Raw genomic sequence first — 15,349 nt, 5'->3', positions numbered from 1 at the left:
GCTCACGCGCGCGTCCTCGCCTTCAGCCACAGCAGCCAGGCCCCGCACAGCAGCACGAAACCCACGCCCAGCACCTGCATGGTGCGGCCGATGGCCAGGCTGTAACGGCCGGTAGTGGGGTCGTAGCCGCAGCACAGCAGCACCAGCCGATCGACCAGGTTGCCCAACCGCCCCTGCGAGGCGCCCACCAGCGCCAGGCGCAGCGAGGCCGGCGGCCAGGACACGCCGAAGAAGTACTGCGCCACCCTGCCCTGCGGCGTGACCACCACGAAGCCGGCGGCGTGAGCGTACTGGTGCAGGCGGGCGTCGTAGAAGTAACGGAAGCCCACCGCCGAGGCCAGCGCGCCGATGGCCCGGGCATCGCCGGTGAGGAAGTGCCAGCGGTCCACCTGCGCCCCCGGCTGGGCCTTGGCCAGCATCGCCTGGCTGTGGCGGGCATCGCCGGATGTCTCGCGGGGGTCAATGCCGACGAAGGCCACCTGGAAGTCCTGCCCCGGCGCGAGATCCAGGCCGGCTAGCGTGCGCGCCATGCCCTGCAGCACCACGTCGCACAGGTTCGGGCAGCGGTAGTAGCCCAACGCGAGCAGCAGGGGCTTGCCGCCGGCGAGCCTGCGCAGGTCCGTGGTGCGGCCGTCGGTGTCGCGCCAACGCAGGTCCAGCGGCACCGGCGCGCCCAGGCGCTGGTCGAACCCGGCGCGCTGGTCGAGATCCGGCGGGGGCGGCGGCTCGGCAGCGCGCACCAGCGGTGCCAGCAGGACGAGCAGCAAGGCCACGCCCCGCCACCATCCCCGGAGCGGCGCGCCGCGGCGGTTCATGGCCGACGCTCCGTCGACGCCGCGGGGGCGGGCTGGCCTGCCGGCGATGCGGCGAGCAGGGCCATCGCACGCTCGATCGGGATGCGCGCCACCGTATGCCCCTCGTCCATCCACTGGTAGCTCTCCAGCCGGGCGCGCTGCAGCGCGCGTACGGTCGCGATGTCGGCTGCCGGATCGGCCTGCAGCCGTGGCTGCGGCGGGATCGGCCGCACCGGCTGGCCGCCTTCGCTCAACGAGGGGCGCGCCCACATGTAGACCGCCAGCACGATCGCCAGCAGGCTGAGCGCCAGGATCACCGCCGCCCAGTGCAGCGTGCCGGCGGCGACCGCATAGGACTCGTGCGCGTCCGGCTGCCGGCTCATGCCCGTGCCTCCTGCGCCGCCCGCCAGGGCGCGCCGTACCCGAACCACCACAGCCCGCCGATGCCGACCCAGGCCAGCGGCGCGCCCCAGGCCAGCCCCTGCGGGCGGGCGCCGGGCAGCACCAGCCAGGCAACGTAGCCGCTCTGCGCCAGGAACAGCCACAGCGCCACGCCGGCCAGCCAGGCGGCATGCTGCTTGGCCTGCCGCGAGAGCAGCACGGCGAACGGCAGCGCGAGGTGGAACACCACAAGGAAGGCTCCCAGCCAGCGCCAGCCGGTACGTACGCGGGGCAGATACCACGCCGTCTCCGGCGGCAGGTCGGCGATCCACGCGGTGAGGTAGTCCATGAAGGCGAGGTAGCCCCATGCCAGCACCAGCACCAGCAGGATGCTGCCCAGATCGTTCAGGCGTCTGGCCGTCCAGGCCGGTGACGGCGCGCGGCCGAGCACGCTGAGTCCGATCGAGAGCCCCGCGGCGGCCAGCAGCTGGGCGGTTCCGAACAGGATGCCGAAGACGGTCGAATGCCATTGCGGCACCAGCGACATCACCCAGTCGATCGCTGCCACCGACACGGCCAGCACGTGGACGACCAGGCCGCCGGCGGCGAAGCGCGTGGCGGCCGGCGTGTCCAGCCGCCGCCGGATGCCCTGCGCCAGCCACCACCACAGGGCCAGCACGACGACCGCGCGCAGCACGAAGAACGGCAGGTCGAGCCACCAGCGCTGGTGCGCCAGTACGGGATCGGTCGCTGCCGCCGGGGCGGCCCACGGATACAGCGTCCTCGCACCCACCAGCACCGGCAGCAGCAGCACCGCCAGCAGTGGCAGCCGCCGGCTCGCCGCCAGCCAGGCCGGGCGCAGCGCCCGCCCCCAGTCGCCGCCGGTGAGGGCGTGGATCAGCAGGAGCGCCACGCTGCCCACCGTCGGAGCGAGCCAGCACAGCCACGCGAACAGGTAGGCGAGCAACGCCTCGCGCGGCATGCGCAGGCCGAGCAGCAGGCAGGCGAGCGACGCCAGCACGCCGACCACCGCGGCGATCCATTCGGCACGGGAGGCACGCGGCCAGCGGCGCATCACCGGCGCCCTCCGTTGTCCGGCGTGACCGGCAGTCGCGCCAGGTCCTGCGGCGTGAGCCGGTCGCGCGGCGCGTGCTGGGAAAGCTGCAGCGCGCGGATGTAGGCGACGATGGCCCAGCGATCCGGCGGCGCGATGCGGTCGGCGTAGGGGTACATCACCCCGTAGCCGTTGCTGATCACCTGGTAGAAGTGGCTGTCAGACGCGTTGCGCAGGCGATCGGTGTGATAGCTGGGCGGGGCCGGGAAGCCGCGCCGGGCGATCATGCCGTCGCCGTTGCCGGCGAGCCCGTGGCAGGGTGCGCAATAGATGTCGTAGCGCTCGCGGCCGCGTTGCAGCAGGCTCGCGGTCAGCGGCAGCGGGTTGGCGTAGCGGCGCTCGCCGACCTCGCCCCGGGCCAGGCTGCGGCCCTGCGCGTCCGGCGGCAACGCCGGGCCCGGCGCGGGTGGCAGCGTCATCTGTCCGTGGCGTCCGCTGGCGGTGTCGGCGGCTTCCCCCTGTGCCATCGGCACGCTGCCCGGCGGTGGCGTGCGCGCGCTGTTGCCGTCGGCGAACAGCGGGCTGGGCTGAAGCGGCTTGTACTTGGGCTGCCCGTACATGTCGTGCATGGCCTGTTCGCAGCCGGCGAGGGCGAGCAGGACGGCGAGCAGCGCGAGGCGCGGGCTCATGCCCCCACCTCGTCGATCGCCAGCGGCGCCAGCCGCTCGAGGTCCGCGCGGGCCTGCCGCGCGTCGAAGCGTGCGTCGTCCGCCCGCAGCCAGAGGAAGAAGCCGTCGCGGCTGACCGCCTCGAAGCGCGCCAGCCCGAACAGCGGATGGTTGAGCCGCGGCAATCCGTTGGCGAGCAGCATGCCGGCCACCCCGAATGCCGCCGCGAACAGGATGGTCATCTCCAGTGCCGCCGGGATGAAGGCCGGCCAGCTGGCATCGGGCCGCCCGCCGACGTTGATGGGATAGTCGACCACCGCGGCGTACCACTGCAGGAACAGCGTGCCGAAGCCGCCGCACAGCCCACCCAGCAGCACCAGTAGCGGAATGCGGTTGCGTACCGGCCCCAGCACCTCGGCCAGGCCTTCGACCGCATAGGGCGTGTAGGCCTCCAGGCGCGTGTAGCCCAGCGCCCGCAGCTCGCGCGCGGCCACCAGCAGCGCCTGCGCGCCGTCGAACCGGGCCAGCCAGCCGTGCGTGCCCGCGCTCATGCGCCCTCCCCGTCGAGCCTGGCTCGCAGCTTGCGCAGCTCGAACATCGGCAGTACCGGCAGCAGCCGCACGAACAGCAGGAACAGCAGCAGGAACAGCCCGACCGAGCCGGCGAGGAAGGCCAGGTCCCACAGCGTGGGATAGAACAACCCGAAGCTGGAGGGCAGGAAGCCGTGGTACAGGCTGGCCACGATCAGCTCGAAGCGTTCGAGCCACATGCCGGCCAGCACCAGCAGGGCGATCACGAACAGCGCGGCGTGGCTGCGCCGCACGCGCGCCGACCACAACGCCTGGATCGCCACCACGTTGCAACCGACGATGGTCCAGTACACCCAGGCGTAGGCCCCGCCCAGCTCCTGCAGCGCGTGCGCCACCTCGTAGCGGTCGCCGCTGTAGAACGCGGTGAACAGCTCCGCTGCGTAGCTGTAGTCGACGAACAGGCCGGCGGCGAGCATCAGCTTGGCGAGGTTGTCCAGGTGCCGCTCGGTGATGAAGCCCTGCAGGCCGTAGCACCAGCGCAACGGAATGCCCAGCACCAGCGCCATGGCGAAGCCCGAGAACAGCGCGCCGGCGACGAAGAACGGCGGGAACAGGGTCGAATGCCAGCCCGGCAGCAGGCCTTCGGAAAAGTCCAGCGCCACCATCGAGTGCACCGAGAACACCAGCGGCACCGCCATCGCGGCGAGCAGCAGGTTGAGCGTCTCGTAGCGCTGCCAGTGGCGCGCCTCGCCGCGCCAGCCCAGCGCGAGCAGTCCGTAGAAGACCTGCTTGCCACGCGTGCGCGCACGGTCGCGCAGGGTCGCCAGATCGGGGATCAGGCCGACGTAGAAGTAAAGGATCGAGACCAGCAGGTAGGCCACGATCGCGGAAAAATCCCAGAACAGCGAGCTGCGCCACTGCGGCCACACGCCCATGCGGTCGGGGTAGGGCGCCAGCCAATAGAAGAACCAGGGGCGGCCCAGGTGCAGGATCGGGAACAGGCCCGAGACCGCCACCGCGAACACCGTCATCGCCTCGGCGTAGCGGTTGAGCGCGTTGCGCCAGCCCTGGCGGGCCAGGTAGAGCCCGCCGGAAATGAAGGTGCCGGCCATGCCGATGGCGATCCACCACACGTAGTTGGCGATGGCGAAGGCCCAGGCGACCGGGATGTTGAGGCCCCAGATGCCCACGCCGCGGGCCAGCAGCCAGACGATGCCGCTGCCGAGCAGCGCGGTGAGCAGGAAGGCGAGCGCGAAGGCGAACAGCCACAGGCGCCCGGTCGGGCGCTCGAGCACGAGGTCGCTCACCGCGTCGGTGATCGTCGCGTCGGTCTCGCGAGGGGCCAGCAGCGGCTGGCTCATGCCCGTGCTCCCGTTGGTGCCGGTGTGGCCCGCGCTCCCGCTCGGGGGGAGGAAGGCCGTCCGAGCCCGGCGGGGCGCCGGCACCGGGCCGGCGGGGCGAGGCGCCGTGCGCTCATGCGTCGTCCTCCAGCGCCGGGTGCGGGTTGCGGATGGCGGCCAGATAGGTGGTGCGAGGGCGCGTATTGAGTTCCTGCAGCAGCGCGTAGTGGCGCGGCGAGGCTTTCTGCCGGCTCACCGCGCTGGCCGGGTCCTGCTGGTCGCCGAAAACGATCGCCTGGGTCGGGCACACCGCCTGGCAGGCGGTCAGCACCTCGCCGTCGGCGATGCGCCGGTTCTCGCGGTCGGCGGCAATGTGCGCGGTCTCGATGCGCTGGATGCAGTAGGTGCACTTCTCCATGACGCCGCGGTTGCGCACCGACACGTCCGGGTTGCGCTGCGCCTTCAGGCTCTCGGTGGTGAGGTCGCTGTACTGCAGGAAATTGAAGCGGCGCACCTTGTACGGGCAGTTGTTGGAGCAGAAGCGCGTGCCCACGCAGCGGTTGTAGACCTGCACGTTGAGCCCTTCCGAATCGTGCACGGTGGCGCCGACCGGGCACACCAGCTCGCACGGCGCGTGCTCGCAGTGCATGCAGGGCACCGGCTGGTGGTGGATGCGCGGGGTGCGCGCATCGCCTTCGTAGTAGCGGTCGACGCGGATCCAGTGCATCTCGCGGCCGCGCGCGACCTCCTCCGCGCCCACCACCGGGATGTTGTTCTCCGCCTGGCAGGCGAGGGTGCAGGCGCCGCAGCCGATGCAGGCGTTGAGGTCCACGCTCATCGCCCAGGCGTAATCGCCGGGCGGCCGCTCCGGGTAGAAGCTCGGCGGCACGGGCGCATCGTCGCGCGCGAAGTCCGGGCGCTCGCGATAGGCATCGAGCGTGCCGGCGCGTACCGGCGCGCGGCCTTCCATGGTGTGGTGGCGCTGCGTGGCGGCGAGCGCGTAGCGCGCGCCGGTGCGGTTCACGCGCAGGCCACCGTCGCGCCAGGGTGCCCCGGCTCGGCGCAGGAGATAGGCGTCGAAGCCGAGCCCTTCGCCCACGCGCCCGACCCGGCGACGGCCGTAGCCCAGGAACACGCTGACGCTGCGCGGCGCCTGGCCCGGCATCACCCACACCGGCGCCTGCGTGTGGCGGCCGCCGATGCGCAACTCCAGCGCATCGCCGTTCTTCAGGCCGTGCGCCAGCGCCAGCTCCGGACTGACCAGGGCCACGTTGCTCCAGGTCAGCGTGGTCAGCGGCTTGGGACACTCCTGCAGCCAGCCGTTGTTGGCGTAGCGTCCGTCCCACACGGTGGGGTCCGGCAGGAACAGGAGTTCCAGCGCATCGTCCTCGGCCACCGGCGCGAGCTTGCCGAGGAAGCCGTCGTCGGCGCGCACCCGCTGCGCCGGCGGCATGCTGCGGGCGATCACGCCGGCCTGCAGGCTGGCGATCCAGAAGGCGTCCGGGTCGGTGCCGGCCGGTGCGCGCCAGGTCGATCGCACCTGTTCGCGCGCGTCGCGCGTGTCGCCCAGGAACAAGGCCAGCAGTTCGTGCGCCGAGCGCCCGTCGTACAGCGGCGCGATCACCGGCTGCACCAGGCTCGCGCTGCCGTCGGCCGCGCGCAGGTCCGACCAGCTTTCCAGCGCATGCGCGCGCGGCAGGTGCCAGTGGCAGGCTGCGGCGGTCTCGTCGCGGTACAGCCCCAGGTGGATGCGGTGCGGTACCCGGGCCAGCCGCTCGCCGAAGCGCGCGTCGGCCGGCATGGCATAGACCGGGTTGCCGTCCAGGATCAGCAGGGTGTCCACGCGACCGGCATCGAGCGCGGCGGTCAGCTCGTCCAGCGCCGCGGCGGACGCCTCCCAGGGCTCGGCCGGCGCGTAGTACTCGACCGTACGCCCGACATTGCCCAACGCTTCGTTGAGCAGGTGCGCGAGCGCATGCACCCACGGCGGCTGCGCACGCCCGGCCAGCACCAGGCCGGCGCCGTGCCGGGCGTCCAGGTCCTGCGCCAGCGCGCGCAACCGGCGCGGCGCGATGCCGCTGGACTGCGGCGCGCGGGCGCCGTCGACGCCGAGCAGGTTCGCCAGCTCCAGCGCGAAGAGGCCGATGCGCGCGCTCGCCAGCGGCCAGCGGTGGTCCGCCTTGGCGCCGGTGAGCGTGGGCGTGGCCTCGACCACGTACAGGCGGTTGAACCGGTCGCCCTCGGGCCGGCGGCCGGCGACGAAGTCGCGCGCGTGAAGGAGCCGGCCCGGCATCGTGCCGAGGAAGTCCGCGTCCAGCGCCAGGATCACCTGCGCGCGGTCGAAGCGGTAGCGCGCACGCAGTGGCCGGCCGAAGGCCAGCCGCGCGCCCTCGCGCGCGTTGTCCTCGTCAACCGGCTCGTACACGTGCCAGCGCGCCCCGGGGAAGCGCGCGAGCCACGCCTCGCGCTGGGCGGCCAGCGTCGGCGAATCGAGCGCACCGCTGAGCACGTGCAGGCCACGGCCGTCGTGGGCGAAGCGCGCAGCGAGCCGCTGGGCTTCGCGTGCGAAATCGTCCCAGCTCGCGGCGGCGCCGTCGTGCAGCGGCGCTTGCGAACGGTCCGGATCCCACAGCTCCAGCACCGCCGCCTGCATGGTCGGATCGGTGGCTCCCAGGCTCGTCGGGTGCGCCGGGTTGCCCTCGATCTTGGTCGGCCGGCCCTGATGGGTTTCCACCAGCACGCCGGCGATGTCACCGGCGCAGGCCAGGGTGCTGGCGTAGAAGCGTGGCGACGCCGGCGGCAGCTGGTCGGGCCGGCGCACCCAGGGCACGATCTCCTGCTCCGGCGGGCGGCTGCAGGCGCCCAGGCCCGCCAGCGCCAGCGACGCGCCCAGCAGCTTGAGGAAGCCGCGGCGGTCGAGCTGCGGCTCCAGTTGCGCCAGTTGCGGAAAGGCCTCGCGCAGGCGGCTGCGCCAGGCGGGTTGTTCGACCAGTTCCTCCAGCGCGCGCCAGTAGCGGGGCCCGCGGGCATCGCCCAGGCGCGTGCGCAGCGCGTCGATGAGCGCAGGCTCGCCGCTCATGCCGCCCCCTGCGCTGCCCGGCCCACGCCGCGCCTGCAGGAGCGGGCTTGCTCGCACTGCCGTCCGTGGCTGTTGCGTGCCGCAAGCAGGCGCATCGCGAGCACGCTCGCTCCCGCAGGGCCGGTGCAGGGCTTGGCGGTCAGCGGTGGCATACCGAGCAATCCGTCAGGCGCCGGGTGTCGATGTGGTAGCGCCGGACCAGCGCCAGGCCGAGCTTGCGCTGGTCCGGTGCCTTCCAGCCCATGGCGAACACCTGCTCGTGCGGGCGCAGGTACTTCTGCGGCGCGCGATGGCAGTCCAGGCACCACTCCATCGACAGCGGCTGGGTGCGCCTCGTCAGCGCCATGCGATCGACCCGGCCGTGGCAGCTTTCGCAGCCCACGCCCTTGGCGACATGGATCGAGTGGTTGAAGTAGACGAAGTCCGGCAACTGGTGCACGCGCTGCCAGTGCAGCGCCACGCCGCGCTGCCAGCTCTGCACCACCGGCTGCAGCATCGCCTGGTCGGTGTACAGCTGCGAGTGGCAGGTCATGCAGGTGGAGATCGGCGGGATGCCGGCGAAGGACGAGGTCTCCACCGTGTCGTGGCAGTAGCGGCAGTCGATGCCGTCGTCGCCGACGTGGTGCCGGTGGCTGAAGGGCACCGGCTGCTCGACCGTCTCCTCGACGCGCGGGCGCTGGTCGGTCATGCCGCGCCAGGCCAGCACCGCGGCGCTGGCGAGCACCAGCAGCGCGAGCAGGCCGAGCTTGACGAACAAACCGAAGCGCGGATGGAAGATCTGGGTCATCGCCCTCTCGTGCGGGTCCTTTCAAGCGAGTGCCGGCGCCTACCATCGCAGGGGGGACGTGAAGCGCGCGCGGCCGCTGGCTGCGTACCGACGCGGCGCCGCGCCATCTCAGCCACCGGGCGCCTTGCGCAGGGTCTGGCGCAGGTCCGCCACCTCGTCCGCGTCGACCGCCGCGGCCCGGTTGCCCCAGGCGGTACGGATGTAGGTGGCCAGGTCGGCGATCTGCCGGTCGTCCAGGTGGTCCGCGAAGCCCTGCATGGCCAGTCCGGTCGGCTCGGCCGCGGTACGCGGCACGCGCGCGCCCTGGAGGATCACGCCGATCAGCGTGTCGGCGCTCTTCGCCTGCACCGCCGTGCTCTGCCGCAGCGGCGGGAAGGCACCCAGCTCGCCCTGGCCCTGCTCCAGGTGGCAGCCCTCGCAGTTGTCCAGGTACAGCGCCGCGCCGCGGCCGACCGCCGCCTTGTCGGCCACTGCCACCGGCGCCTCCTTCGGCACGGGCAGGCTCTTGAGGTAGACCGCGATCGCCTGCAGGTCGGGCTGGCTCAGGTACTGGGTGGACTGCTCGACCACTTCGGCCATCGGACCGGCGGCGGCGGTGCGCTCGTTCCGGCCGGTGCGCAGGTACTGCACGATGTCCTGTTCGGTCCAGCCGCCCAGGCCGTCGCGGAGGCCGCCGGCGAGGCTGGGCGCGTAGGCGTTCTCGGCGAAGCCGCCGGTCAGCGGATGGTCCCGGTCGGCGGCGCCGGCAACGTTCTTGGGGCTGTGGCACGCCCCGCAGTGGCCGGCCCCTTCCACCAGGTAGGCGCCGCGGTTCCATTGGGCGGAGCGCCGCGGGTCGGACCGGTAGGTGCCGGCGTCGAAGTACATCCCGTTCCACACCGCCATCACGCCGCGCTGGTCCAGCGGCCAGGGCAGGTCGTTCGGGCGCGGCGCCTGCCGCACCGCGGGCAGCGTGTCGAGGTAGGCCTTGATCGCGCGCACGTCGTCCACGCTCAGGCGCGTATACCAGGGATAGGGGAACGCCGGGTACAGATGGTGACCGAGACGGTCGACGCCTTGGTGCATGGCGCGGTAGAAGTCGGCGTCGTTCCAGCGGCCGATGCCGGTCTCCCGGTCGGGCGTGATGTTGCTGGAGTAGATCGTGCCGAACGGCGTGGGTACCGCGCGGTCGCCCGCGAAGGGCTGGCCGCCGGGGGCGGTGTGGCAGGCCTCGCAGTCGCCCGCGCGCACCAGGTAGCGCCCGCGTGCGATGTCGCCCCAGGGGCCGGGGCTCATGCGCTCGCCCAGCTTGACCACCGAGGGGGCGGCGTGATCCCGGTCCTGGCTGCAGGCCACGCAGAGGGCGGGCAGCGCCAGCATGGCCAGGCAGCGCATCACGTTCGCCACCGGCGCGCTCATGCCGTCACCAGCGGGCCGGGGTTCTTCAGGTAGCGCTTCATCGCCTCGGCCGACCAGAAGGCCAGCGCGCCGACGGTCCCGGTCGGGTTGTAGCCGGGGTTCTGCGGGAACACGCTGGCGCCCATCACCCACAGGTTGGGCACGTCCCAGCTCTGCAGGTAGCGGTTGACCACCGAGGTCTTCGGGTCGTCGCCCATCACTGCGCCGCCGGTGTTGTGCGTGGTCTGGTAAGGCACGATGGTGTAGTGCCCCTGGCGCTTCTTCTCGTGGACGGTGGCGCCGGGAATGGCGCGGGCGATCAGCGCCGCCTTGTCGGTAAGGAAGTCCGACATGCGGTGCTCGTTGGGCTGGAAGTCGAAGGTCAGCCGAAGCAGCGGATTGCCGTAGACGTCGCGCCAGGTGGGATCGAGGTCCAGGTAGTTGGCGCGGTAGCTCATCACGCTGCCGTGGGTGGCGATCGAGCAGGCGGTGAGGTAGTGCTCGTGCATCGCCTGCTTCCAGCCCGCCCCCCACTTGGGGGCGTCTTGCGGCAGGTAGTGCTGCAGGATCGGCCGTCCGCCGGTGTTCCACAGGGCGATGTAGCCGCCGCCGAGGAAGCCGTGCGGGCCGTGGTCGAAGTTGTCGCCGTTGAACTCGTCGATCGCCTGGCCCAGCGCGCCGGCGCCCATGAACGGGTTGAGCCGCTCCTTCTGGAACACGTCGACCGAGGAGGTGATCTGGTAGGCGTAGTTGCGTCCGACCACGCCGCTGTTGGCGACGGGGTCGTACGGCTGGCCGATCTTCGAGACCAGCAGCAGGTGCACGTTGTGGTGGGCGAAGGCGCACAGCACCACCATCTGCGCGGGCTGCTCGATCTGGTTGCCATCGACGTCCACGTAGGTGACGCCGGTGGCGCGCCGGCCGGTGCCGTCGGTGTCCACGCGGGTCACCTCGCAGTGCGTACGGAAGCGGAAGTTGTCCTTCTTCAGCAGCACCGGCAGGATGGTCGTCTGCGGGCTCGCCTTGGAGTAGTTGCCGCAGCCGAACCACTCGCAGTAGCCGCAATAGGTGCACTGGCCCATCTGCACGCCCAGTGGGTTGCGGTAGGGACGCGAGGCGTTGGCCGCCGGGCACGGGAACGGCTGGAAGCCAACCTCGCGCGCAGCCTTGTCGAACAGCACGGTGGAGGCGCTGCGCTGCAGCGGCGGCAGCGGGTAGCCGCGCGTGCGCGGCCCCTCGAACGGGTTGCCGCCGGCGACCCGCGTGCCGTTGAGGTTGCCTGCCTGGCCGGAGACGCCGCAAAGATATTCGAAGCGGTCGTAGTGCGGCTCCAGGTCGGCGTAGGTGACGCCCCAGTCCTGCAGGTTCATGTCCGGCGGAATGAAATGCTTGCCGTAACGCTGCTCTGTGTGGCTGCGGATCACGAAATCCTGCGGCAGGAAACGCCAGCACTGGCCGTTCCAGTGCACGCCGGCGCCACCCACGCCGGCGGCCGGCAGGAACGAGCCCAGGTGGCGCATCGGCAGCGCGGTCTGGTCGGCGGAATTGCGGAAGGTGAGCGTCTCGCGCTCGGGCGCCTCGAAGATCTGCTTGCGCACCGCGTAGCGCAACTCGTCCTGGATGTGGTCGGTGGCGAAGTCGGGGATGGTGTCGCGCCAGGCACCGCGCTCCAGCGCCAGCACCTGCACGCCGGCGTCGGTCAACTCCTGCGCGATGATCGAGGCGGTCCAGCCGAAGCCGACCAGCACCACGTCCACCGGCGGCATGCGCCGGGGCATCAGGCCACCCCCGCGTGGGCAAGCGCCGCCTGCGGCGCGCGGCCGATCAGGCTAACGCAGGGCTGTCGGTAGGGTTCGCCGTACTGGCCGATCTCGCGCACGTAGTTGTAGCGGGGCCCGGGGAAGCCGATCAGCTTCCAGCCGGCGAAGTCGCGGTTGCCGCCATACAGCGGGTCGGCGAGGTAGCCCTCCTGGGTGTTCTGCCAGAGCAGGTTGAAGAAGGTCTTCGAGGGCAGGTCGCCCAGGTCGACCTTGCCGTGTTCCAGCGCGTGCAGCACCGCGTCCTGCTGCCCGGCGCCCAGCTTGGCGAACGGTTGCCGGTACTGCCTGCGGCAGTGCGCTTCGATGCCGGCGATCGCCTGCCGGTAGACCTGGGCCGGCGTGTAGCGCAGCTGGTAGCCCTGGCTGTCGGTGCCGACCGGCCATGGGCCCTGCATGTACCAGCGCTCGGCGCGCCCGTACGGGCCGGCGAGCTGCAGGTCGATGAACTCCGGCACGCCTGCCTGGTCGGCACCAGGCCCGAGCGCGTCCGCGGGGATCAGACGCGCGGTCGCGGCACGGACGAAATCGATCTCATCGGCGGTGAAGTAGGCCGCCCCCACCCCCCTGCCCGCCGCGGACCCGCCACGGCCGCCGCAGGCGCAGACCAGCATGCTGGCGGGCAGCGCCACGCCGACCAGTCTCAGGAAATCCCGGCGTGCCGGGTCGTGATTCATGGGCTCCTCCCTCCGGAACGGAAGAGCCTAGGCGGGAGCAAGTGAAGAGGCGGGCTCCCACGGGTGAACGAGCAATCACTGTCATCGCAGGTTCTCACGTTCCCGGCCGCTGCACGCAAGCACCTGCGGGCCTCCGCCAGGCACCCGGTCACGCCGCGCAGGTCCGGTCCCCGCAGGGAGGGCGACCGCGGACATCCGTGAACCAGGTCGGAGGAATCTCGGCCTAATGCTTGACGCAACAAAGCTTTAGCCTGCACGCTTCCATCACTTGTGTATGGTCACCATTCACGGTTCTGACCGCGCGAGCGTGTGGGAGGGGTCATGGCGAAGGACAACCTGGTACTGCTGGTGGAGGATGACTCGGACACGCGCGAGGTCATGGCCTTGCTCCTCGATGCGGCCGGCTACCAGGTGCTGTCGGCGCGCGACGCCAAGACCGGCCTCAAGCTGATCGACGAGCAGCCCGACATCGACGTGATCGTCACCGACGTCAACATCGGCGGTGGCCAGGACGGCATCAGCATGGCCGAGGAGATCCGCCGGCGCGGGTCCCACGCGGCGGTGGTGGTGATCTCCGGCGATCCGGAAGCATCCAGCGAACGGCTGGGTCCGACCGCCACGTTCCTGCCCAAGCCCTACGATCGCAAGGCGCTGCTGGCGGCGATCGCCGACGCCCGCGCCAAGAATGCGCGCGCCTGCGCCGTGGCCGACGACGGCAACCCGCCGCCCTATCCGGGTTTATCTCACTAGCCGGTTTGAGGTAGGTTCACATGGAGCCGGCCGCGTCGCGCCCGTCCGCCATGTGGGTTCGCGGGTGAGCTGCAGGGTCGGGAACGAGGGCCGATGCGACCGTCCTGGACGACCGTGGCGCGGTGCTTGCTGTGCAAGGACGGTGGCATGGAAACGAGCGGGAACAAGGCTTACGAATTGCTGGTGCAGTCCATCCTGGACTACGCCATCTTCATGGTGGACCCGCAAGGCCGCATCCGCACCTGGAACCCCGGCGCCGCCCAGATCCACGGCTACCAGGCCACCGAGATCGTCGGGCGGCCGTTCGCCCTGCTGCACACCGAGCAGGACCGTGGCGCCGGGCGTCCCGAACTGATCCTGCACATGGCGGCGGCGCACGGCCGGTTCCAGGAGGAGGCCCAGCGCCTGCGCAAGGACGGCAGCGGCTTCTGGGCGCACGCGGTGGCGGACGCCGTGCGCGACGAGCAGGGTCGCCTGCTCGGCTTCGCCATGGTCACCCGCGACATCACCGAGCGGCGCCTCACCGAGCAGCGCCTGCGCGAGGTCGAACGGCGCTTCCGCCTGTTCGTGGAGGGCGTGACCGACTATTCGATCTGCATGTGCGACGCGCGCGGCATCGTCACCGACTGGAACGCCGGCGCCGAGCGGATCAAGGGCTATACCGCGGCGGAGATCATCGGCCGCCCGATGAGCCAGTTCTTCGCCAACCCGATGGTGGCGCAGACCGCGATGACGGTGGCCGCGGAGACCGGCCGCTACCAGGTGGTGGACTGGCAGGTGCGCAAGGACGGCTCGCGTTTCATGGCCGAGATCGCCGTGGACGCGATCCGCGACAACGACGGCCAGCTGCTCGGCTTCGCCAAGATCACCCGCGACATCACCGAACGCATCGAGGCCGAACGGCACCTGGAGGAAACCCGCGCGCAGCTGTTCCAGTCGCAGAAGATCGAGGCGCTGGGCCAGCTCACCGGCGGCATCGCGCACGACTTCAACAACCTGCTGCAAGGCATCATCGGCTCGCTCGAAGTGGTCGAGATGCGCCTGGCCAGCGGGCGCCAGGACGTTGACCGCTTCCTCGGCAACGCGCTCGAATCGGCCAAGCGTGCCGCCACGCTGACCCATCGCCTGCTCGCCTTCGCGAGGCGCCAGCCGCTGGCGCCCAAGTCGGTCAGCCTCAACCCGCTGGTCGAGCAGATGGCCGAGCTGCTGCCGGCCACGCTGGGCGAGCGGATCGAACTCGAGCTCGATCTGGCGCCAGGGCTGATGCCGGCGCTGTGCGACCCCAACCTGCTGGAGAGCGCGATCCTCAACCTGGCGATCAACGCGCGCGACGCCATGCCGAACGGCGGCCGGCTGACCATCCGCACCGCCGCCGTGCCGCCCGGCGAAGGGCCGCTGCGTCGCCCGCACAGCCTGCAGGAGGCGCCGGTGCTGCTGCTGCAGGTCAGCGACACCGGCATCGGCATGACGCCGGAAGTGCGCGCGCGTGCGTTCGATCCGTTCTTCACGACCAAGCCCAAGGGCCGCGGCACCGGCCTGGGCCTGTCGATGATCCACGGTTTCGTCACCCAGTCGCGCGGCGCGATCGAGCTGGAAAGCGAGCCCGGCCGCGGCACCACCGTGTCGATCTACCTGCCCAGCGGCGAGCGTCGCAACGTGCGCACGCACGAGGTCCGCGAGGCCGGCACGCGCTGGCAACCGACCGCGGCAGGCGAGACCATCCTGCTGGTGGAGGACGAGGACGTGGTGCGCGACCTGGTCGCCAACAAGCTGCGCGAGCTGCACTACCGCGTGCTGGAGGCGCGCGACGGCCATGCCGGCCTGGCCGCGATCGAATCGACCGAGCGTATCGATCTGGTGGTCTCGGACATCGGCCTGCCGGGGCTGAACGGCCTGCAGATGGTCGACGTCGGTCGCCGCCACCGGCCCGGGCTCAAGGTGCTCTTCATGACCGGCTATGCCGAGACGATGCCCGAGGACTGGGTGGTGGACGCGCACACCGACCTGCTGACCAAGCCCTTCGAGTTCGACACGCTGGTCGAGCACATCCGCGCCCTGCTGCCGGCCATCTCGGTGGCCTCCTAGCGCCAGGCGC

13 protein-coding genes are annotated in these 15,349 nt (G+C 71.5%); 2 read left to right on the top strand and 11 right to left on the bottom strand.

Annotated features, from left to right (window positions below; genetic code table 11):
- Positions 1-2: 2 nt before the first annotated feature.
- The 11 genes from WAT24_RS01005 to WAT24_RS00955 all read right to left on the bottom strand — a co-directional run bounded on the left by WAT24_RS01005 (position 3) and on the right by WAT24_RS00955 (position 12,504).
- On the bottom strand, positions 3-815 hold the full coding sequence (locus WAT24_RS01005; protein WP_336805945.1) for an SCO family protein: 813 nt from the start codon (positions 813-815) through the stop codon (positions 3-5).
- Positions 812-1,177, bottom strand: coding sequence for a hypothetical protein (locus WAT24_RS01000; RefSeq protein WP_336805944.1), 366 nt, complete (start codon positions 1,175-1,177; stop codon positions 812-814). The genes WAT24_RS01005 and WAT24_RS01000 overlap by 4 nt, the downstream gene beginning before the upstream one ends.
- On the bottom strand, positions 1,174-2,250 hold the full coding sequence (locus WAT24_RS00995; protein WP_336805943.1) for a hypothetical protein: 1,077 nt from the start codon (positions 2,248-2,250) through the stop codon (positions 1,174-1,176). The genes WAT24_RS01000 and WAT24_RS00995 overlap by 4 nt, the downstream gene beginning before the upstream one ends.
- The gene (locus tag WAT24_RS00990; protein WP_336805942.1) at positions 2,250-2,918 is read right to left on the bottom strand and encodes a c-type cytochrome; all 669 of its coding nucleotides are present in this window, start codon (positions 2,916-2,918) and stop codon (positions 2,250-2,252) included. The genes WAT24_RS00995 and WAT24_RS00990 overlap by 1 nt, the downstream gene beginning before the upstream one ends.
- Positions 2,915-3,448, bottom strand: a complete 534-nt coding sequence (locus WAT24_RS00985) for a DUF3341 domain-containing protein (RefSeq protein ID WP_336805941.1) — start codon at positions 3,446-3,448, stop codon at positions 2,915-2,917. Before WAT24_RS00985 ends, WAT24_RS00990 begins: the two co-directional genes overlap by 4 nt.
- On the bottom strand, positions 3,445-4,788 hold the full coding sequence (gene nrfD, locus WAT24_RS00980; protein ID WP_336805940.1) for an NrfD/PsrC family molybdoenzyme membrane anchor subunit: 1,344 nt from the start codon (positions 4,786-4,788) through the stop codon (positions 3,445-3,447). Before nrfD ends, WAT24_RS00985 begins: the two co-directional genes overlap by 4 nt.
- Positions 4,789-4,900: 112 nt before the next feature.
- On the bottom strand, positions 4,901-7,846 hold the full coding sequence (locus WAT24_RS00975; protein ID WP_336805939.1) for a TAT-variant-translocated molybdopterin oxidoreductase: 2,946 nt from the start codon (positions 7,844-7,846) through the stop codon (positions 4,901-4,903).
- A 139-nt stretch (positions 7,847-7,985) separates the two neighbouring features.
- Positions 7,986-8,633 carry a cytochrome c3 family protein gene (locus WAT24_RS00970; protein ID WP_336805938.1) on the bottom strand — a complete coding sequence of 216 codons (648 nt, stop codon included), beginning with the start codon at positions 8,631-8,633 and terminating at the stop codon, positions 7,986-7,988.
- Positions 8,634-8,741: 108 nt separating this feature from the next.
- Complete coding sequence (locus WAT24_RS00965) at positions 8,742-10,031, bottom strand: c-type cytochrome (protein WP_336805937.1); 1,290 nt, start codon at positions 10,029-10,031, stop codon at positions 8,742-8,744.
- Positions 10,028-11,788, bottom strand: a complete 1,761-nt coding sequence (locus tag WAT24_RS00960) for a GMC family oxidoreductase (protein ID WP_336805936.1) — start codon at positions 11,786-11,788, stop codon at positions 10,028-10,030. The genes WAT24_RS00965 and WAT24_RS00960 overlap by 4 nt, the downstream gene beginning before the upstream one ends.
- The gene (locus WAT24_RS00955) at positions 11,788-12,504 is read right to left on the bottom strand and encodes a gluconate 2-dehydrogenase subunit 3 family protein (RefSeq protein WP_336805935.1); all 717 of its coding nucleotides are present in this window, start codon (positions 12,502-12,504) and stop codon (positions 11,788-11,790) included. The genes WAT24_RS00960 and WAT24_RS00955 overlap by 1 nt, the downstream gene beginning before the upstream one ends.
- 321 nt (positions 12,505-12,825) lie before the next feature.
- On the opposite strand from WAT24_RS00955, the gene WAT24_RS00950 reads away from it, so the two are divergent.
- Together WAT24_RS00950 and WAT24_RS00945 are read left to right on the top strand one after the other, a co-directional pair.
- Positions 12,826-13,254 carry a response regulator gene (locus WAT24_RS00950; RefSeq protein WP_336805934.1) on the top strand — a complete coding sequence of 143 codons (429 nt, stop codon included), beginning with the start codon at positions 12,826-12,828 and terminating at the stop codon, positions 13,252-13,254.
- Between the two features lie 147 nt (positions 13,255-13,401).
- Positions 13,402-15,339: a hybrid sensor histidine kinase/response regulator gene (locus tag WAT24_RS00945; protein ID WP_336805933.1), complete on the top strand. Its 1,938-nt coding sequence runs from the start codon at positions 13,402-13,404 to the stop codon at positions 15,337-15,339.
- Positions 15,340-15,349 lie beyond the last annotated feature (10 nt).

This window comes from Fulvimonas yonginensis, from assembly GCF_037137055.1.
Taxonomy (GTDB): Bacteria; Pseudomonadota; Gammaproteobacteria; order Xanthomonadales; family Rhodanobacteraceae; genus Frateuria_A; species Frateuria_A yonginensis.
The sequence above is the reverse complement of the archived record's forward strand: the minus strand, read 5'-3'. Positions and strand labels throughout refer to the sequence as shown.